The sequence below is a fragment of the Collinsella tanakaei genome (assembly GCF_030373545.1).
Classification (GTDB): Bacteria; Actinomycetota; Coriobacteriia; order Coriobacteriales; family Coriobacteriaceae; genus Collinsella; species Collinsella tanakaei_C.
On sequence record NZ_JAUDCO010000001.1, the window covers coordinates 244,414 to 263,792 of the forward strand.

Annotated in this window: 18 protein-coding genes; 8 read left to right on the plus strand and 10 right to left on the minus strand. The window is 61.7% G+C overall.

The window, feature by feature from the left end; genetic code table 11:
* Positions 1-29: 29 nt before the first annotated feature.
* The gene (locus QUW00_RS00945; RefSeq protein ID WP_289612531.1) at positions 30-989 is read right to left on the minus strand and encodes a D-alanine--D-alanine ligase family protein; all 960 of its coding nucleotides are present in this window, start codon (positions 987-989) and stop codon (positions 30-32) included.
* Between the two features lie 134 nt (positions 990-1,123).
* Between QUW00_RS00945 and rlmN the strand changes: the two genes are divergently transcribed.
* Positions 1,124-2,167 (plus strand): 23S rRNA (adenine(2503)-C(2))-methyltransferase RlmN, encoded by a 1,044-nt coding sequence (gene rlmN / locus QUW00_RS00950; protein WP_289612532.1) that lies wholly within the window; start codon positions 1,124-1,126, stop codon positions 2,165-2,167.
* A gap of 87 nt (positions 2,168-2,254) precedes the next feature.
* Here the strand turns inward: rlmN and QUW00_RS00955 are convergent, their stop codons facing one another.
* The 9 genes from QUW00_RS00955 to rpmH all read right to left on the minus strand — a co-directional run bounded on the left by QUW00_RS00955 (position 2,255) and on the right by rpmH (position 7,553).
* Entirely contained in the window at positions 2,255-2,509 is a 255-nt protein-coding gene (locus QUW00_RS00955) for a hypothetical protein (RefSeq protein WP_289612533.1), read from the minus strand.
* Positions 2,499-3,344, minus strand: coding sequence for a ParB/RepB/Spo0J family partition protein (locus tag QUW00_RS00960; RefSeq protein WP_289612623.1), 846 nt, complete (start codon positions 3,342-3,344; stop codon positions 2,499-2,501). The genes QUW00_RS00955 and QUW00_RS00960 overlap by 11 nt, the downstream gene beginning before the upstream one ends.
* 40 nt (positions 3,345-3,384) lie before the next feature.
* Positions 3,385-4,185, minus strand: coding sequence for a ParA family protein (locus QUW00_RS00965; RefSeq protein WP_289612534.1), 801 nt, complete (start codon positions 4,183-4,185; stop codon positions 3,385-3,387).
* A gap of 316 nt (positions 4,186-4,501) precedes the next feature.
* Positions 4,502-5,272 (minus strand): 16S rRNA (guanine(527)-N(7))-methyltransferase RsmG, encoded by a 771-nt coding sequence (gene rsmG, locus QUW00_RS00970; RefSeq protein WP_289612535.1) that lies wholly within the window; start codon positions 5,270-5,272, stop codon positions 4,502-4,504.
* A 150-nt stretch (positions 5,273-5,422) separates the two neighbouring features.
* A complete protein-coding gene (locus tag QUW00_RS00975) occupies positions 5,423-5,977 on the minus strand; it encodes a protein jag (RefSeq protein ID WP_289612536.1) in 555 nt (184 codons plus the stop codon).
* 50 nt (positions 5,978-6,027) lie between these two features.
* A complete protein-coding gene (locus tag QUW00_RS00980; protein WP_289612537.1) occupies positions 6,028-6,798 on the minus strand; it encodes a YidC/Oxa1 family membrane protein insertase in 771 nt (256 codons plus the stop codon).
* A gap of 31 nt (positions 6,799-6,829) precedes the next feature.
* On the minus strand, positions 6,830-7,072 hold the full coding sequence (gene yidD / locus QUW00_RS00985; RefSeq protein ID WP_289612538.1) for a membrane protein insertion efficiency factor YidD: 243 nt from the start codon (positions 7,070-7,072) through the stop codon (positions 6,830-6,832).
* Positions 7,062-7,394, minus strand: a complete 333-nt coding sequence (gene rnpA / locus QUW00_RS00990; RefSeq protein WP_289612539.1) for a ribonuclease P protein component — start codon at positions 7,392-7,394, stop codon at positions 7,062-7,064. The genes yidD and rnpA overlap by 11 nt, the downstream gene beginning before the upstream one ends.
* 15 nt (positions 7,395-7,409) lie before the next feature.
* A complete protein-coding gene (gene rpmH, locus QUW00_RS00995) occupies positions 7,410-7,553 on the minus strand; it encodes a 50S ribosomal protein L34 (RefSeq protein ID WP_235422329.1) in 144 nt (47 codons plus the stop codon).
* Between the two features lie 340 nt (positions 7,554-7,893).
* On the opposite strand from rpmH, the gene QUW00_RS01000 reads away from it, so the two are divergent.
* The 7 genes from QUW00_RS01000 to gyrA all read left to right on the plus strand — a co-directional run bounded on the left by QUW00_RS01000 (position 7,894) and on the right by gyrA (position 19,073).
* Positions 7,894-9,141 carry an ATP-binding protein gene (locus QUW00_RS01000; protein ID WP_289612540.1) on the plus strand — a complete coding sequence of 416 codons (1,248 nt, stop codon included), beginning with the start codon at positions 7,894-7,896 and terminating at the stop codon, positions 9,139-9,141.
* A complete protein-coding gene (locus tag QUW00_RS01005; RefSeq protein ID WP_289612541.1) occupies positions 9,134-10,801 on the plus strand; it encodes a DnaA ATPase domain-containing protein in 1,668 nt (555 codons plus the stop codon). Before QUW00_RS01000 ends, QUW00_RS01005 begins: the two co-directional genes overlap by 8 nt.
* A gap of 240 nt (positions 10,802-11,041) precedes the next feature.
* Positions 11,042-12,145: a DNA polymerase III subunit beta gene (dnaN, locus tag QUW00_RS01010; RefSeq protein ID WP_289612542.1), complete on the plus strand. Its 1,104-nt coding sequence runs from the start codon at positions 11,042-11,044 to the stop codon at positions 12,143-12,145.
* 121 nt (positions 12,146-12,266) lie between these two features.
* Positions 12,267-13,394: a DNA replication/repair protein RecF gene (gene recF, locus QUW00_RS01015; protein WP_289612543.1), complete on the plus strand. Its 1,128-nt coding sequence runs from the start codon at positions 12,267-12,269 to the stop codon at positions 13,392-13,394.
* 32 nt (positions 13,395-13,426) lie between these two features.
* Complete coding sequence (locus QUW00_RS01020; RefSeq protein ID WP_289612544.1) at positions 13,427-13,951, plus strand: DciA family protein; 525 nt, start codon at positions 13,427-13,429, stop codon at positions 13,949-13,951.
* 115 nt (positions 13,952-14,066) lie between these two features.
* Positions 14,067-16,085, plus strand: coding sequence for a DNA topoisomerase (ATP-hydrolyzing) subunit B (gyrB, locus tag QUW00_RS01025; protein WP_289612545.1), 2,019 nt, complete (start codon positions 14,067-14,069; stop codon positions 16,083-16,085).
* A gap of 210 nt (positions 16,086-16,295) precedes the next feature.
* A complete protein-coding gene (gene gyrA, locus QUW00_RS01030) occupies positions 16,296-19,073 on the plus strand; it encodes a DNA gyrase subunit A (protein WP_289612624.1) in 2,778 nt (925 codons plus the stop codon).
* Positions 19,074-19,379 lie beyond the last annotated feature (306 nt).

Here is a 19,379-nt window from a genome sequence, read left to right on the forward strand (position 1 = left end):
GCGACAGTTGTCACAGGTTGTCTCCGTATCTAGTTGCGCGCGGCGCGAGCGAGCGCCATATCGACCAGCTCGGCGCACACGTCGGAAAACTGCAGTCCGGCGTGACGGACCTCGTCGGGGAACAGCGAGGTCTTGGTCATGCCCGGAATGGTGTTGGTCTCGAGGATCACCGGACCGCGCTCGCCGACGATGAAGTCGCTGCGCGAGATGCCGAAGCAGCCGAGCGCACGGTGTGCCATCTTCGCAAGCAGCTGGGCCCGCGCATAGTCCCCCTCGCTCAGACGCGCCGGGATGCGGTGGATGTCCTTGGGGTCCACGTACTTCACGCTCAGGTCGTAGAACTCGACATCCACGGGACAGCAAATCTCGACGATGGGAAGCGCGGTGAGCTCGGCATCGCCGTATACACCGACCGTGATCTCCGTGCCCTCGAGGCACTCCTCCACGAGCACCTTGCGATCGAACTCGAAGGCGCGCTCAATCGCATCGGCAAGATCTTCGGCGCGATTCACCTTGGAGACGCCATAGCTCGAGCCGTTGTACGCCGGCTTGACGAACAGATGGGAGCCCAGCTTCTCGACGAGCTGCTGCACGTCGTACGCCTCGCCGCGCTTGAGGGCAGCACCGCGCGCAACGGGAATGCCCGCGCGCTCGTACAGAACCTTGGAGAGCTCCTTGTCCATGCCGCACCCGCTCGCGAGCGGACCCGAACCCGTATAGGGAATGCCCAGGTACTCGAGGATATGCTGGACCATGCCGTCCTCGCCACCCACACCGTGGAGGGCGACGAACGCGACGTCGTAGGATGCGTCACGCAGACGGTCGATGAAGTCGCTATCGGCCGGATCGAGCACATCGACCGTACCGTACCCCGCCTTGAGCAGGGCCTCCTGCGCGTGCGCGCCCGACGAGCACGAGACGTCGCGCTCCGCCGACGTTCCTCCCGCCAGTACCGCGATCCGCATGTCGCTGCGCTGCTTGTTATCCATGGCCTGCGCTCCTTCGTGCCCGAGGCGTCAACCGAGATGTTGTGTATCCGATGGGCGCGCGCGATGCACGCCCCCTCCATGCAGTACCTTATTGTATAAGTATCGGGCTGGCATCGTTTTGTGAAAGGCATGATATGGAGCGCACCAACCGCCTACAGGATATTCGCACGCTCAGCCGTGACGAGCTGAACGACGTCGTCGCGGAGCTCGGACAGCCCGCTTTTCGCGCCAAGCAGCTCGCCGAGTGGCTGTTCGCCAAAAACGTCTCGTCGTTTGACGAGATGACCAACGTCCCCAAGAAGCTGCGCGATCAGCTTGCGGAGCGCTTCTGCTTCAACGTTCCCACCGAGGTCGCCAAGCAGGTTTCGCGCGACGGCTCGCGCAAGTACCTGCTCGAGTTCTCGGACGGCACCTCCGTCGAGACGGTCGGCATGCCGAGCCGCAATAAGCTGTCGGTCTGCGTCTCCACGCAGGCGGGCTGCGCCATGGGCTGCGCGTTTTGCGCCACCGGCTTCAACGGCCTGTCCCGCTCGTTGACCGCCCGCGAGATCGTCGACCAGGTCATCCACGTCGCCAACGACTTCGACGAGCGCGTGACGAGCGTCGTATTCATGGGCCAAGGCGAGCCGTTCGCCAATTTCGACGAGACGGTCAAGGCGCTGCGCATTCTGAACGATCCCGACGGCATGGCTATTGGCGCACGCCACCTTACGGTGTCTACCTGCGGCGTTATCCCGGGTATCCGTCGGTTCGCCGAGCTGCCCGAGCAGTTCACGCTCGCTATCTCCCTGCACTCCGCCATCCAGAGCACGCGCAACAAGCTCATGCCCGGCATCAAGAAGTACACGCTCCCCCGTCTGCACGAGGCGATTCAGCAGTATGTCGAGAAGACCGGCCGCCGCCCGAGCTACGAGTACGCGATGATCGACGGCATCAACGACACCAATCCCGAGATGGAAGCCCTTATCTCGTTCTGCGAGGGCACGCTGTGCCACGTGAACCTCATCCAGCTGAACGACACGCCGGGCAGCCTGATGAAGCCGTCGCCCATGAAGAAGGTCGAGTCCCTTCAGAAGCGCCTGAGCATTCATGGCGTGGAGACCACGATCCGCAATTCCCGCGGAAATGACATCGATGCGGCGTGCGGGCAGCTCAAGCAGAAGCACGTGAACCTGTAGAGACGCGTTTCACATGAAACAACAAAGGGGACATTCTCTATGAATGTCCCCTTATTTTATTGAATATATTCTTTTAGATATTTTTATTTAATATCCTATATTACTCCATTGGTTAGAAACCCACTCCTGGTTGATTTTTGGGTTCTTCGTCATCTGAGCGGTCCTGACGGCAACATCCTCCGTCATGTCGCTGACCTTCTTCTTTGAAGTCTTGTACATATCCTGGGCTCCACGGGTAATTCTTCCGCGAAGCTCAGAGTCGGTTGCAACCTTGTACCCGACAAACGCGCCGGCTGCAACAGCCGCCACTCCAATGACCGCCCCGATGATCCTATTCTTCATCGTCATCCCCTCGGCTCTCTTGGCTTGCCATCACCTGAGTAAGAATCCGTGCAAGATCGTCTTCATCTTTGAATTCGATCTCAATCTTGTTCTTACCCCTCGTTGCCTTCACGCGAACGTTGGTATTGAAAACCTGGCGAAGCACACGTGCCGCCTTCTTGTAGGACTGCGGTGTGACGGGACGCGGTGCTTTTGGCGTATCACCGACTGAAAACAGCGGTGCAAGGTTTTCAGTCGCGCGAACCGACAATCCCTCCGCAACGACCTTCTCCGCAAGCTTGATGCGTGCATCCTCAAAGGGAACAGCCAGAATCGCACGAGCATGACCGGCACTCAGCTTGCCATCGTAGAGCATGTCCTGAACAACCTCGGGAAGGTCAAGCAGACGTAGCGAGTTGGTGATTGCCGAGCGCGACTTTGAGACCGCTTTGGACAGAGCCTCCTGAGTCATGCCACTCGCTTGAATCAGTTGACGGTAGCCCTTTGCCTCTTCGATGGGATTCAGGTCAGAACGCTGAAGGTTCTCGATCAGGGCAAGCGCGAGCATCTCTTGATCGTCAACATCCTTGATAATGACCGGAAGCTCCTCGATACCCGCGAGCTTTGCCGCCTGATAGCGCCGCTCGCCAGCGATGATCTCATAACCTTCCGGGCTCTTACGCACCAGGAGCGGCTGCAGCACGCCATGCTCGCGAATGGACTCACTCAGCTCCTGAAGTTGCGTCTCGTTGAAATGCGTACGGGGCTGATTCGGATTGGGATGGATCTCCTGAATGGAGACCTTGTTCTCCTGTCCGGAGACATTGCTTCCCGTCTCGGTCTGCGCTTCCTGAATCAGCGAACCCAGGCCGCGACCAAGCGCCTTCTTCTTGGGACTAGGCACGACGAATCACCTCTCTCGCAAGCTGCATATACGCCTGAGCACCCTTGTTGTTGGGTGCATACATAACGACCGGCATACCGAAGGAGGGGGCCTCGGATACCTTCACCGAACGAGGGATACATGTTTTGAAGGCCTTTTCGCCAAAGTACGATTGCACTTCCTCGACCACCTGGTTGGAGAGGGATGTGCGCGAGTCGTACATGGTCAACAGCACACCGAATGTATCGAGACTCTTGTTGATACGCCCTTTCACCATCTTCATGGATTCAAGAAGTTTCGTTACGCCCTCAAGTGCGTAGTACTCGCACTGAATGGGAATCAGGACGCTATCTGCAGCAGTCAACGCGTTGATGGTCAGAAGACCAAGCGATGGCGGGCAATCGATAAAGATGAAATCGAAGTCATCGACAACCGGAGCAAGAAGGTCCTTCAAACGCGTTTCACGCGCCATGGTGGAAACGAGTTCGATCTCTGCGCCTGCAAGCTGAATCGTTGCTGGAACGACAAACACTTTTTTGCACTCGGTCGACTGAATGATGTCCTCAACCGGCACATCGTGAAGCAATGCATCGTACACGCAGTTCTCAAGCTGCTCTTTTTCGATACCAAAACCGCTGGTTGTATTTCCCTGCGGGTCAAAATCAACCACAAGCACCTTATACTTCAATTCGCTGAGTGCGGCAGCGAGATTCACAGCGGTTGTAGACTTACCTACCCCGCCTTTTTGGTTGATTATTGCGATAATGCGTGTGTCGATACCAGTTTTCGAACGCTTAACGTCGCGAAAGCCCACTTCACCCTCCAATAGTTCAAATATGCTTCATTCCGGAGTGAATCAATGTTTCACGTGAAACACGACCGTGTCTCACGCTCTCATTATGTTTCACGTGAAACGTCCATGCAAGATTGAATATGAGAAAACTTACGACTGTCTCGAATGCAGCTGATAAGAGATAACGGAATGAAAGACATCGACTGTATGAAAGGAAGCTTGCTATCTATATATTGACGCAATAAAAAGGGCTCGGATCCAAGCCTGAAACCGAGCCCTACTTATATATATGTGGAAGAGGTATCTTAGTGGGAATAACAGTGTTTCACGTGAAACATCAGGCCAACGGCTTCCGTTTCGCCACCCCAGCAGCACGAGGAAGCTTAAGCGACGGCTCAGCAGTCTTAACAAAAGACAGAAGCTCTCGATGTCCAAGGTCACGAGGAAGATCGAAGGAGATATGCTGATTGAGCGTCAGCCCACAGATCTCTGCGGCGCGCAAGCCGGCCTCAAGCTCCTGAGAATCAAGCTGACCCTTGGACACCAAAAGGGACCCGTCCTGCTTCAAGAGCGGCGTGGCGTATTCAATCAAGATGGGCAGCGACGCCATCGCACGTGCCATCACATGAGCGAACTCACCCTTATGGTCACCGGCGTAATGCTCGACGCGCGCATGAGCAAACTGAAGCCCATCGAGATGGAGGGCATCAGCGATAGCAGCAACCGCCTTGACCTTCTTCCCTACCGAATCGAGTAAGACGCCAGACAAATTCGTCAGCACATGGAAAGGAATACCGGGGAACCCAGCACCAGTTCCCATATCGAGGAACCGACCTTCAGACTCATGAGTCAACAGACCGAAGAGCAGTGAGTCGAGAATATGAAGCACCAGGGCGTCGTGCAGATCGGTGATGCGGGTGAGGTTGATAAAGTCATTAATCTGCTCAACATAGAGCAGGTGCCCAACAAGCGTCTCGAGGTCTACACGTGAGACCTCGAGCTCAGTATCGGATACAAGCATCGCAAGCTCGTCGGTCAAAGACACGATCAACCCCTGCTGGTCATCCAGAGAAGTCAGAATAATAGGGCGTTCGGCATGTTGAGACATCAAGCACCTCTTTGCTCAATCGTGACTGAAATCAGTGTATCAAGAATGTGAGTCAGAACATCGCGTAGTGCACATGCCGACTCAAAGACAGAGGATATAAAAAGAGGGTGGGACGAACCCACCCTCTAGCAGCATCGTATGTCAGAAACCCTACAGCACCGTGATGACCACACGGCGCTCGGGATCGCTGCCCTCGGAGTGCGTATCTACGCGGTCGTTGTCGCGCAGAGCGATGTGCACGAGACGGCGCTCGTAGGCGCTCATCGGAGGCAGGCTCACGGAGCTGTGCTGACGGACAGCACGTGAAGCCGCGGAGTGAGCCATAGAGATAACCTTGTCGTGACGACGGCTCTTATAGCCCTCGACATCGACAGCGACCGGATAGCGGAAGCCAAGCTTGCGGCTGACGAGCAGCGAGAAGATGGTCTGCAGCGACTCGAGCGTGCGGCCATGGCGACCGATGAGCACAGCAAGGTCGGGAGCGGTCACGTCGAGGATCAGCTCCCCCTCATCGCCCTCGTACTCGTCGATCGGGGTCTCGCGGGCATCAAAGAAGGAGAGCAGGTCGCGCAGGACAGACACCGCAACATCAGCGATCGTGTCGAGTTCCTCGTCGGTCAGCTCCTCGCCGGCCTTATAGCGCTCAGCAATAGCGGTGAACTCACCCGCCGGAGCCTCTTCGACCTCTTGAATCTCTTCAGACATGGCACACTCCATTAGTTAGGTACCTAATAACCTGTCAGAACGGCAGGTCGTTACTTCTTCTTGTGCGGACGCTGCTTGCGCTCGCGGCGGACGACGTCGACCTCGATCGGAGCGTTCTTCATGCGCTCCTCCTCCTCGGCCTTCGCCTTCTCGATGACCTTCTGGGTCACGAACAGCTGCTGGGCAACCTGCCACGCGGAGGAGACGTCGTAGTACAGCAGAACGCCGGCGGGGAGGCCCCAGCCGATCCAGAGCATCATGACAGACATGACGACGGCCATCATGCGCATGGTGGACGCCTGCTCGCCGGTCTGGTTGCGGGACATGTAGATCTGCGGGATGAGCGTCAGGACCGCAAACAGGATGAGGGCAATCAGGTACGGAAGAGCGACCTCGATACCCTCGCCAAACGTCGCGGACGCGGACGTGGTCAGGTCGGGCAGGATGCTGTAGAACGAGAAGTTCTCGCCCGAGAAGTAGTTCGGCAGGTTGTTGAGCAGCGTGAACAGCGCAAACAGGATGGGCATCTGGATGAGCAGAGGCAGGCAGCTACCGAACGGGTTGAACTTGTTCTCAGAGTAGAACTTCTGCATCTCCTCAGCCTGACGCTGGGGATCATCGGCGTAGCGCTCCTGGATCTCCTGCATCTTGGGCTGCAGGACCTGCATGCGCGCCGTGGAGCGCGAAGACTTGATCATCAGCGGCGTCAGAAGCAGACGGACGATGACGACCAGGATGATGATGGACAGGCCCCAGTCCACCGCGAAGCCCTGAATAAGCCTCAAGACCTGGAAGAGGATGTTGACGATCCAGTCCCACATGTGAATAAACCTCCGAAATAAGCAGCGCGCCCTACGGTACGGGGTCGTACCCGCCGGCGCGCCATGGATTGCAGCGCACAATACGTCGCAAACCGAGCCAGCAGCCCTTGATTACGCCGTATCTCGAGATTGCCTCGACAGCATATTGCGAGCAGGTCGGCGTGTAGATACATGACGCGGGCAGCAGCGGGGAAAGGTACCGTTGGTAAAAGCGCACCGCAGCGACGGCAAGACGTCGCGGCAGGTGCGCCAAAGAGGTGCCTTTATATTCCATCGATGCCCGCCCGCTTGCACAGCGACCTGAGCGCAGATTGCATCTCGTCGGGTGAGGACGTCTTGGTCTTGCGAGTCGCGAACAAGATGACGTCAAACCCCTCGCGCGGGAACGCACAGGCACGTGCGGCCTCGCGCAGGACGCGCTTCGATCGATTGCGAACCACCGCGCAGCCGAGTCGCTTTGCGGCAACGAAGGCGACCCTTCCGGAATCGCCTTCGTCTACGGAGTCGCACACGATCATGCGCATCAGGGGATGCTTGAAACTTTTCCCCTGGTGGAAGACGCGCTCGAAGTCCTGATGAGACTTGATCGTCCTCATGCGAGATGCATGCGATTATTTATCGCTAACGGTGAGGCGATGACGACCCTTGGCACGACGACGAGCGAGCACGGCACGGCCGCCCTTGGTGGCCATACGGGCGCGGAAGCCGTGAGTCTTGGCGCGCTTGCGCTTGTTGGGCTGATACGTACGCTTCATGGTAGATGTCCTCCTGCTACATTTAGTGTGCTGTACGCACGATATAGACACGTGAGCTTTCAGATTGTAGGGAATGTAGTGCGCGAATGTCAATGAAAGAGCGCTGAAAGCACGCAACCTTTTCACCGAGAGCGCATAACCGTTGAGGCACACCTATGCGGCCTCAAATCCTTTCAGAATCTTTCACCGACTTTTCCACAGGTTACGTTGAAAGTGTTAATAACTTTTCAGCGCTTTTCTGAACTTTTCAACAGATTGGGAAAAGTTGTTGAAAACTGCGCGGCGGGGCGGGCGATGCTATCCTGTAAGGACTTGAACCCCTCATAGATTGCGATGCTCCATGTCGGATGACTTCTACCCGTTTGTAGACTCGGGAGACCCCGCTCCCGACAACGCCCATCTGACGGGCGTGTCGGACGCGCTTGCGGCAGACGGCGGCACTACGCAGGAGACATCCCCTCAGCCGGACGCCGAGCGGGCGAGCTACGCCACCCGCATCGCCGTGTACGACGACATGCTCTCCACGCCGCGCGTCATCGTGGTGTCGCCCAAGGACGTGCGCACTTATCTGGAGGAGATCACCAACACCGTCTATCGCTGCATGAAGGAGCAGGGCGGCGGCATCTCCCTCATGGTCATCCGCGAGATTGTGGAAAACTTCATCCACGCCGACTTCGTCGAGCCCATCATCTCCATCCTGGACGACGGCAACACCATCCGCTTTGCCGACCAGGGACCGGGCATCGACGACAAGGAGCGGGCGTTTGAGTTCGGTGTCACGAGCGCCGACCGCAACCAGAAGCGCTACATCCGCGGCACGGGCGCGGGTTTTCCCATGGTCCAGCAGTATCTGGAAAACGCCGGCGGCGCCATATCGATCGAGGACAACCTCCATCAGGGCACCGTGGTGACGGTGACGATCGACCCGGTCCGCGCCGGCGAGGTCGAGGCGGCAGCAGCCCGCGGAGCGGCGGTCCGCAGCTCGCATGCACACGACGCACGCGGGGCTGCGCAGCCCGCCGCCGCGTCCGCGCAGGTCGCGCCCATGATGCCGCAGCAGACAGCCTACCCGACGGCCCAGCAGGCGTATCAGGCAGCCCAACAGCCGTACCCGGCGGCGCAGCAACCCTATCCGACAGGATGGGGATACCCCGGGGCCGGGGCCATGCCCGCCGCCCCACAGCCGTGGGGTGCCATGCCGAGCGCCGTGCCAGGTGCCGGAACGCCTTGGGGCGTCGAGGGCGGCGCGCAGCCGTGGGGCGCGGCGGCACCGGCGCAGGCATGGGGAGCCGCCCCCAGCGCGGGCGCCATGCCGGGCGCACCCGTACCGTCAGCGACGCGGGCCGGCGTATACGTCTCCGAGCGCGGCGCGCAGGCCCTCTCCTACCTCGCCGCGGGCGGCAGCGCCGGACCGACGGACCTCGCCGGGACTTTCGGCTCGTCTGCGCCCACGTGGTCGCGCGAACTCAAGGCGCTGGCGCAAAGCGGTCTGGTGGTAAAGCACGGCCAGAAATGGTTTGCCACCGAGGCGGGCGGCGCGTGGATTCGCCAGCAGCACACGGAAGGCGGAGAGGTGACCCATGGATAACGAAGCGAGGCTTCTGCTCGACGACGCGATCGCGTGCTGCCAGCGCGACGGGCTCGACGCGCGCCTTATCAATATGCTCGCGAGCGCACGGGCGCTCACGCTGACCGAAGACGCCCTCACCATCGAGGCGCCGAGCCGGTTTGCCTACTCCTACCTGGTTAAACAGCGGGACGTCATCGAGCGCTACCTCTCTGAGATTGCGTTTGCGCAGCTCGCGCTCAACGTGACCGTGCCGGAGGCACCCGCGGGCACCCCCACGTCGCGCACGGAGGCCGTGCCGGCCGCAGCAGAGGGAGCCGCCGAGGCCACCGCGACGGCGGGCAGTACCGCACCGGCGCGCCATGCGGGGCCGCTGCTCGCCGATACGCGCGAGGCGGCGGACCGCAAGGTCAACGTGACCAAGACCATGTCCGAGGCCGATTTCCGCACCATGATGGAGCGGATGAAGCAGGACGGCGGCACGGGCGCGAGCGCGGGACCTGCCGCACCGGCCCCCGCACCGGCCGAACCTGCCGCCCCGAGCGCAGCCGAGGATGCGACCGAGTACCCGTCGGTCGGCGTCAACTCCAAATTCACCTTCGACAACTTCGTGCTCGGCGACGAGAACCGCCACGCCTACCAGTCCGCCGCGCGCTTCGCGGCCTTTGCGGACGAGCCGGGGCAGTGCACGAGCCTGTTCATCTACGGCAACTCGGGCCTGGGCAAGACCCACCTGCTGTTTGCCATCAAAAACTACCTGGCGGCGGAAAAGCCCTACATTCGCGTGAAGTACGCCAACAGCCAGGCCTATATCGACGACTACATGCGCGACCTGGGAGCCCAGCGCGGCCCCGGCGAGCCGATCATGCGCGAGTACCGCACCGCGGACGTGCTGATCATCGACGATATCCAAAACATCATCGGCCGCCAGGCCTCCATCGAGTTCTTCTTCCAGCTGGTCGACGAGTTCATCCGCGAGAACAAGAAGATCGTCATCGCGAGCGACCGCGCGCCCAAGAAACTCGGCATGGACGAGCGCCTGACGAGCCGCTTCAACTCGGGCATGCTCTGCCTGGTGTCCGAGCCGAGCTTTGAGACCAAGTACCGCATCCTCAAGTACTACTACGAGAACATGATCTGCTCGGCGACGAACGTCCCGGCAAGCGCCGGCGACCTGTCAATTCTGGACGGCATCGCGCTCGAGGAGGGCAAGCTGACCGACGACCACCTGCGCCACATGGCCGAGATCTCGGGCAACAACATCCGCGAGCTCGAGAGCTTCTGTGAGCGATGCGCCGGACTCTCCTTCGAGAAGGAGCAGGCGGGGCGCGAGCTCACCGCGACCGACATCGACGCGATCGCCGACGAGTACTTCGACACCGCCCACAAGGTTGTGCGCGTCGAGACGATCCAAAGTGTCGTCGAGGAGTTCTACCATGTGAGCCACGAGGATATGATCGGCCGTAAGCGCTCGAAGAACATCGTGTTCCCGCGCCACGTGGCCACCTACCTCGTCAACTCGATGTGCGAGATGTCGCTCAAGGCGGTCGGCGCGGCGTTTGGACGCGACCACACCACCGTCATCCACAGCATCGAGAAGGTCGAGACCAAGATGAAGGAGGATGCCCGCTTTAAGGAAGAGATCCAGCAGCTCAAGAACATCATCCTCATCAAGTCGTGAGCATGTTGAAAACTGTTGGAATAGGACGGGAAAAGATGTTGGAAAGCTCGCCGGCACCGTGGAAAGCAACCCCGAGCGATAGCGCCGGTGGAAAACATGGGGAGTTTTCCACAGCATGCCCGTGCGTCCGACAATATCCTGACGCAGGCAAAACGACAGTTTTCCACAGCGTCGACACGCTTATTACTATTGTTTGTTAGATATATATACAGAAGATAGAAAAGAAGGGACCCGAAGGACATGAGATTCACCGTAAGCCAGCCCGCCCTCGCCGAGGCACTCACCACCGTCATGAAGGGCGTCGCAAGCGCGAGTACCCTCCCCATCCTCTCGGGCGTGCTCATCCGCGCGACCGAGGGCGTGCTGGAGTTCCACACCTCCAACTACACGATCTCGATTCGTCACCGCATCGCCGCGCGCGTGGACGAGGAGGGCGAGATCGTCATCCCGTGCAAGATGCTCTCCAACATCACCAAGACGTTGCCCGACGCACCCGTCTCGTTTGAGGTTGTGGACCGCCAGGTGTCCATCGCCTGCGAGAAGAGCTCGTTTAGCCTCAACACCCTCGATCCGAGCGACTTCCCCGAGTTCCCGACCATCGCGCTCGAGCGCTCGGTCGAGCTGCCGTGCGACATCCTCTCCGAGATGGTCTCACGCGTGTGGCGCGTCACCTCCACCGACAAGAACCGCCCGGTGCTGAACGGCGTGTACATGACCGTGGAGAACAACACGGTGCGTCTGGTCGCCACGGACTCCTACCGTCTGGCGGTGTGCGACACGCAGGTCGAGACCTCGTCGCTTGACGGCAGCTTTGCCCTCAACGTGCCGGCCGAGGCCCTGAACGACGCGCTGAGCATCATGGGCAGCCAGAACACCATCATGATCGGCTCCACCGATACGCAGGTCGTCTTCGCTGCGGGCAACACCACCTACGTGTCGCGCCGCATCGAGGGCACCTACCCCAACTACAAGGCGCTTCTGCCGCCGACCTGCGCCACGACCGTCAAGATCGACGTCGAGGCCTTCACGGCCGCGCTCAAGCGCGTCGCCGTCGTCGCCCAGGCCAACTCCGCGGTCAAGTTTGAGATCTCGGCCGAGACCGGCACCATGGGCCTGTCCGCCATCTCCAACGACCAGGACCGCGCGCAGGAGACCATCGATGTCGAGGTCGAGGGCGCATCGGGCGTCATCGCCTTCAACTATCACTACATCTTCGGCTGCCTGAACGTCCTATCGCGCGAGAAGGAGATCACGCTCGAGCTGCAGTCCTACAGCCAGGCGGGTATCTTCAAGTCCTACGACAAGATCAACTACCTGTACCTGGTCATGCCCGTCCGCATCTAATCGCTTTCGCGTGATGCGAGGTCGGGGGCGCCCCAGCGCGCCGTTTCGCGCGCTGGATAGTCCTCCGGCCTCGTTTCATCTGCAGGAGTATCGACGAGTCGGGATGAGGGGGTGATGCGCCGTGGGCATCTTCGCGCAGCGTCTGGTCGCACATGATTTTCGGAGCTACGAGTCGTTTGAGCTGGAGCTCGACGAGGGCATCACCGTGCTTGTCGGGCCCAACGCCGCCGGCAAGACCAATCTGGTCGAGGCGCTGCAGCTGCTCACGGCCGGTCAGTCCTTCCGCCGTCCCTCCCCTGTCGACCTCGTGCGCGACGGAGCCACCCGCGCCGAGCTCGCGCTTTCGCTTGCGGGTGACGGCCGCCGCCTCGACATGGGGATGGTTTCCGAGCGCGGCCGCCGCGCCTTTACCCGCAACGGCAAGCGCGTCCCCGCCTCCGGCATCCGCGGCGTGCTGCCGAGCGTGCTGTTCTGCCCCGACCATCTGGACATGATCAAGCGTTCCGCGAGCGTGCGGCGTGCGGCTCTCGATGACTTCGGCGTGCAGCTCAACGAGAGCTACGCGCAGCTCGTCTCGACCTACGAACGCGCGCTCGAGCAGCGCAACAACCTGCTGAAGGACCGGTTTGCACCGCGCGACCTGCTGAGCGCGTGGGACGAGACGCTCATCACCGCCGGCGCCTCGGTGCTGGTACACCGTCTGGCGCTCCTCGAGCGCGTCCGCGCGCACCTCGTTGAGGTCTACGCTTCCATCGCTCCACGTGAAACGGTCGACGTCCGCTACCGCGCGTCGGTGGGCGATATCCCGACTGAGTCATCGCGCGATCGTGACGCGGTCGCCGGCTATCTGGCTGCGGCGTTGGCAGAGACGCGCGAGGAGGAGACGCGCCGCGGTATGACGTTGGTCGGACCGCATCGCGACGAGATCGTGTTTTTGATCGACGGCCGCGAGGCGCGCTCGTTTGCCAGCCAGGGGCAGCAGCGCAGCCTGGTGCTGGCGTGGAAGATCGCCGAGGTCGAGGTGACGCGCGACATTCTGGGCTACAACCCCCTGCTGCTGCTCGACGACGTGATGAGCGAGCTGGATGCATCGCGCCGCGAGGCGGTCGTGCGCTTCATCGCCGACGAGATTCAAACCGTCATCACCACGACCAACCTCGGGTACTTTACCGACGAGCTGCTGCGCCGCGCCCACGTGGTGCGCATCGGCGCGACCGAACCGGAGCACGAGGGTGGTGAGCTGGGGTGACGCAGTCGAGGCGGTTCGGTGAGACGCATTCTTTGGCGGACTTTCTGCCCGCCGAGCGCCATCGTATCCTCGATCAGGCGAGCGAGACCCGCCGCGCCCAGATGCATGCCGCCGAGGCGAGCCGCGACGTGTACCGCGCGTGGAACGAGGTCTGCGCCGGCACGCGCGAAGGCGCGCATGTGACCGGCCTGCACTACGTGCCCGAGAGCAACGAGCTGATCGTGTACGCCGACGGTTCCTCATGGGTGGCCGAGCTCACCATGATGCGGGAGATCATCCGTGCGCGCATGTACCGCCGCGGTGTGGATATCGCAAACATAAAAGTGCAGCTCACACGTCCGGGCTACACGCCGCATCGCATAAAAAGCGCCCGCGCCGCCGGTGCGGCGACCTCATCGCGTAAGCAGGCTGCCCCTGCCTGCCCGCTGACGCCCGCCGAGGAGACGGCGCTGGAGGGCGAGGTCTCCCCCATCGAGGACCCGCGCCTGCGCGACGCCCTCAAAAAAGCGATGAAAGCCAGTCTCGAGCACAAAATCATCAACAAGGACCAAACATAGGTCTTAAAACGCATTTGGTGGTCTTGTAGGGGTATTTGAACCATGCTGTCATACCCCTGGTATTCCTATAAACTATATAAGGTTAGCTACACGTCTTGAGGAAAAGGAGATGTGCGTGGCGAAAAAGAACGAGTACGGCGGTTCCGAGATTAAGATTCTCGAGGGTCTCGACGCCGTTCGCAAGCGCCCCGGCATGTATATCGGCTCGACGAGCTCCAGCGGTCTGCACCACCTGGTATGGGAGATCGTGGACAACTCCGTCGACGAGGCCATGGCGGGCTTTTGCTCCAAGATCGAGGTGACGGTGCACCCGGACAACTCGATCACGGTCGTCGACAACGGCCGTGGCATCCCGGTGGATAAGCACCCGGTCAAAAAGATCCCGACGCTCGAGGTCGTCATGACCATTCTGCACGCCGGCGGCAAGTTTGACAACTCGGCCTACAAGGTCTCGGGCGGCCTGCACGGCGTGGGCGTCTCGGTCGTCAACGCGCTGTCCAAGAAGATGGTCGTCCAGGTCCGCCGTGACGGCAAGATCTACGAGATGCAGTTCTCGCGCGGCAAGACCACGCAGAAGATGATCGAGGTCGGCAAGTCCAAGACGACGGGTACCACCACGACCTTCTGGCCAGATGACGACATCTTCGAGACGACCGTCTACGACTACGACACCCTGCGCAACCGCCTGCAGGAGACGGCGTTTTTGAACAAGAACCTGAAGATCATCCTCAAGGACGAGCGCGAGCTCGCCCCGCGCGTGGACGAGTTCTGCTACGCCGGCGGCATCATCGACTTCGTCAAGTTCCTGAACGAGGGCAAGGATATCCCCGACGGCCTGAAGAAGCCCATCTACCTGGCCGGTTCCTCCGAGCCTGACGCGCCCGTGGAGCGCACCGGCGAGGTCGAGGTCGCCCTGCAGTGGAACACCTCGTACTCCGAGACGGTCATGAGCTTCGCGAACGACATCTACACCCCCGAGGGCGGCATGCACCTCGAGGGCTTCCGCACCGCGCTCACGAGCGTCATCAACGACTACGCTCACAAGCAGAACCTGCTCAAGAAGGACACCGACAAGCTGACCGGCGACGACGTCCGCGAGGGCCTCGCAGCCGTTATCTCGGTCAAGCTCGCCGACCCGCAGTTCGAGGGTCAGACGAAGGCCAAGCTCGGCAGCTCCTTCATGCGCACGCTTGTGCGCAAGGTGGTGTCCGAGGGCCTCGCCGAGTACCTCGAGGAGCACCCCAAGCAGGCCCGCGAGATCATCAAGAAGGCCCAGCAGGCCAGCCGCGCGCGCAACGCCGCCCGCAAGGCCCGCGAGGCCACGCGCCGCAAGAGCCTGCTCGAGACCGCCTCGCTTCCCGGCAAGCTCGCCGACTGCTCGGTGCGCGACGCCGAGATGACCGAGCTGTTCATCGTCGAGGGCGACTCCGCAGGCGGCTCGGCCAAGGACGGCCGTCGCCGCGACATCCAGGCCATCCTGCCCCTGCGCGGTAAGATCCTGAACGTCGAGCGCGTGGGCGACCATCGCGCCTTCTCGTCGGACACCATCCAGTCGCTCATCACCGCCATCGGCTGCGGCGTGACGAACGGCACCGGCGACGGCGGCGACTTCGACATCACCAAGGCTCGCTACCATAAGATCATCATCATGACGGACGCCGACGTCGACGGCGCGCACATCCGCATCCTGCTGCTGACGTTCTTCTACAAGTACATGCGTCCGCTCATCGACGCCGGCTACGTGTACGTGGCGTGCCCGCCGATCTTCGGCATCAAGGTGCGCAACAAGATCCACTATGTCTACCCCAACGGACGCCAGCCGGAGGAGGAGATCCTGCGCGACACCATCAAGAGCCTGGGTCTCAATCCCGACGAGGGCGAGGATGCCGACGGCAAGACCACCAAGAAGCGCCGCGGCTATACCGTCCAGCGCTACAAGGGTCTGGGCGAGATGGATCCCAAGCAGCTGGCCTCGACCACGATGGATCCCAAGACGCGCATCCTGCAGCGCGTGACCATCGAGGACGCCGCCGTGGCCGACCGCGCCGTGCGCGAGCTCATGGGCAACCAGGTCGAGTTCCGCCGCGAGTACATCGAGAAGCACGCGCACGACGCTCGCTTCCTCGACGCCTAACTTCGGGCCCCCAAGCGCCCGACCTTGCCCTTCAAGCCCTCGGGCGCCGCACGCCAGGCGTGCGCCCTCGGCTTTCAGGGCAATCTCGGGCACTTGGGAAACCCGAAGACCGTATGCGACAAGATGGTGCCAGGTACAAACTTGTCGCTTCTTGTCGCTGAATGCACTGAACCACGACCGAACCACAGGAGGTAGTACGTGGCAGACGATATGAACAACGCGCCGGGCGCCGGCGACGAGCAGGGCACCGAGGGCCTGCCCGAGGACCTGCGCCGCCTGCTCGCCCGCGCCGAGACGCAAAACGACGACGGCGAGACCGTGGGCTATGACCCCGACGCGGTCGATGAGGACGAGGAGTCCGACGACGAGGAGGAGCTCGAGGAGAGCTTCGGCACCGTCGACCGCGGCGAGGCGGCCGGCGAGGACATCAACGGCGGCCAGCTCCAGATCTCGGAGTTCGGCCGCGAGATGAAGCAGTCCTTCATCGAGTACTCGATGTCGGTCATCACCGCCCGCGCCCTGCCGGACGTGCGCGACGGCCTGAAGCCGGTGCACCGCCGCATCCTCTACGCCATGAACGAGTCGGGCATCTACCCCAACCGCCCGCACAAGAAGTCGGCCTGGACGGTCGGCGAGGTTATCGGTAAGTACCACCCCCACGGCGACTCCGCGGTGTACGACACCATGGTCCGCCTGGCGCAGTGGTTCTCTATGCGCACCCCGCTGATCGACGGCCACGGCAACTTCGGCAACATCGACGGCGACTCCGCGGCCGCCATGCGCTACACCGAGAGCCGCCTGGCCAAGCCCGCCATGGAGCTGCTGCGCGACCTGCAGAAGGACACCGTCGACTGGCAGCCCAACTATGACGAGTCGCTCGCCGAGCCGCAGGTGCTCCCGGCGCGCTTCCCCAACCTGCTCGTCAACGGTTCGTCGGGCATCGCCGTCGGCATGGCCACCAACATCCCGCCGCACAACCTCACCGAGGCCATCGAGGCCACGTGCATGCTCATCGACAACCCCGACGCCACCGTCGAGGAGCTCATGACCGCCATGCCCGGCCCCGACTTCCCCACCGGCGCCCAGATCATGGGTTCTGACGGCATCCGTCAGGCATACGAGACCGGCCGCGGCTCCATCACCGTGCGCGCGAAGGCGCATGTGGAGTCCACCAAGACCGGCCGCAACCGCCTGGTGTTCACCGAGATTCCCTACCAGGTCAACAAAGGTACGCTGCAGGAGAAGATCGCTCAGCTCGTCAACGAGAAGCGCATCGAGGGCATCTCCGACATGCGCGACGAGTCCACGAGCAAGGGCATCCGCCTCGTCATCGAGCTCAAGAAGGGCGTCATTCCGCAGGTCGTCCTCAACAACCTGTACAAGTACACCTCGCTGCAGAACACCTTCGGCGTCAACAACCTGGCGCTCGTGGGCGGCGTGCCCAAGTGCCTGTCGCTGCGCGAGATGCTGCGCGCCTACATCGACCATCAGGTCGACGTGGTCACCCGCCGCACGCGCTTCGACCTCAAGAAGGCCCAGGCCCGCGCGCACATCCTCGAGGGTTACCTCATCGCGCTCGACCACATCGACGAGGTCATCTCCATCATCCGCTCCTCGCGCACCGACGCCGAGGCCAGCGAGCGCCTGATCGAGCGCTTCGGCTTCACGTCCGAGCAGACCACGGCCATCCTCGAGATGAAGCTGCGCCGCCTGACCGGCCTTGAGCGCGACAAGATCCAGGAGGAGCTCGACGGCCTGCGTCGCGCCATCGCCTACTACGAGGACCTGCTGGCCCACGAGGAGAAGATCCTTGCGGTCATCAAGGAGGAGATGCGCGAGATCTCGCGCAAGTACGGCGACAAGCGCCGCACCGAGATCTGCGCCGCCGAGAAGGACCTGGACGTCGAGGACCTCATCGCCGACGAGGATATGGTCGTCACCATCACCCACACCGGCTACGTCAAGCGCATCCCGGTGGCCGCCTACCGCGCGCAGAAGCGCGGCGGCAAGGGCGTGACCGGCGCGAACCTCAAAGAGGATGACGTCATCGAGGAGATGTTCATTGCGAGCACCCACGAGTACGTGCTGTTCTTCTCCAACCGCGGCAAGGTGTACCGCCTGAAGGTGCACGAGCTGCCCGTGGGCACGCGCCAGGCGCGCGGCACCGCGATCGTGAACCTGCTGCCCTTCGAGGACGGCGAGAAGATCGCGAGCGTCATCTCCTGCCGCGAGTTCCCCGACAACGAGTACCTGATGTTCGCCACGGCGAGCGGCATGGTGAAGAAGACCGTCATGAGCGCGTACGATCGCAGCCGTCGCGACGGCATCATCGCCATCAACCTCAAGGCCGGCGACAACTTGCTCGACGTGCGCCGCGTGCGCGAGAACGACAAGGTGATCCTTGCCACTACCGCCGGCAAGGCCATCATGTTCAACGAGGAGCAGGTGCGCGCGACCGGCCGTGACACGAGCGGCGTGCGCGGCATCACCATGAAGGGCGACACGAAGGTCCTGGGCATGGAGATTTCCAACGGCCGCGGCGACCTGTTCGTGATCACCGAGCGCGGCTACGGCAAGCGCACCCCGGTTGCCGACTATCCCGAGCAGAACCGTGGCGGCCAGGGCGTCTACACCATCCAGATGACCGAGAAGAAGGGCAATCTGGCTGCGATGAAGACGGTCGGCCCACAGCATGAGCTGTTCATCATCACCGAGGGCGCGACGGTTATCCGCGTGAAGACCGACGAGATCTCCAAGACCGGCCGTGCCACCCAGGGCGTCAAGATGATGTCGGTTGCCGACGGCGACTGCGTCACCGCCGTGGCGCGCATGACGAGCGCCAAGAAGAAGGCCAAGGCACCTGCAGTAGCCGAGGGCCAGGAGTCGCTCGACCTTGCTGCCGCCGGCGCCATGGAGGCCCCGCGCGATGACGACCACATCGATATCGGCAGTGGCGATGAGGCGCTCGAGGACCTGATGGAGGAGTAACCTTCCGGGTCTGGTCGATTTTGCGATGCTGAGCGGGCTTTCCGGAACTGCAGCCGGAAAGCCCGCTTTGTTTATAGGGAGCCGGGTGTCCCGGAGTTAAAGCGCCCAGCGAGGGGTTAGGCACCCAGGGGTCGGAGTTGCCTGCGAGGGATAGGCGCCCACGGGTCGGAGCGGAGCGCGAGGGGTAGGAGCCCAGGGGGAGGTACGGGACAGCGAGGGGTTAAGGCGCCCAGGGGGAGGCGCGGGACAGGGTTAAAACACCCTAGGGATTATTTTACACAGCATATGTATAAACATATGCTGTGT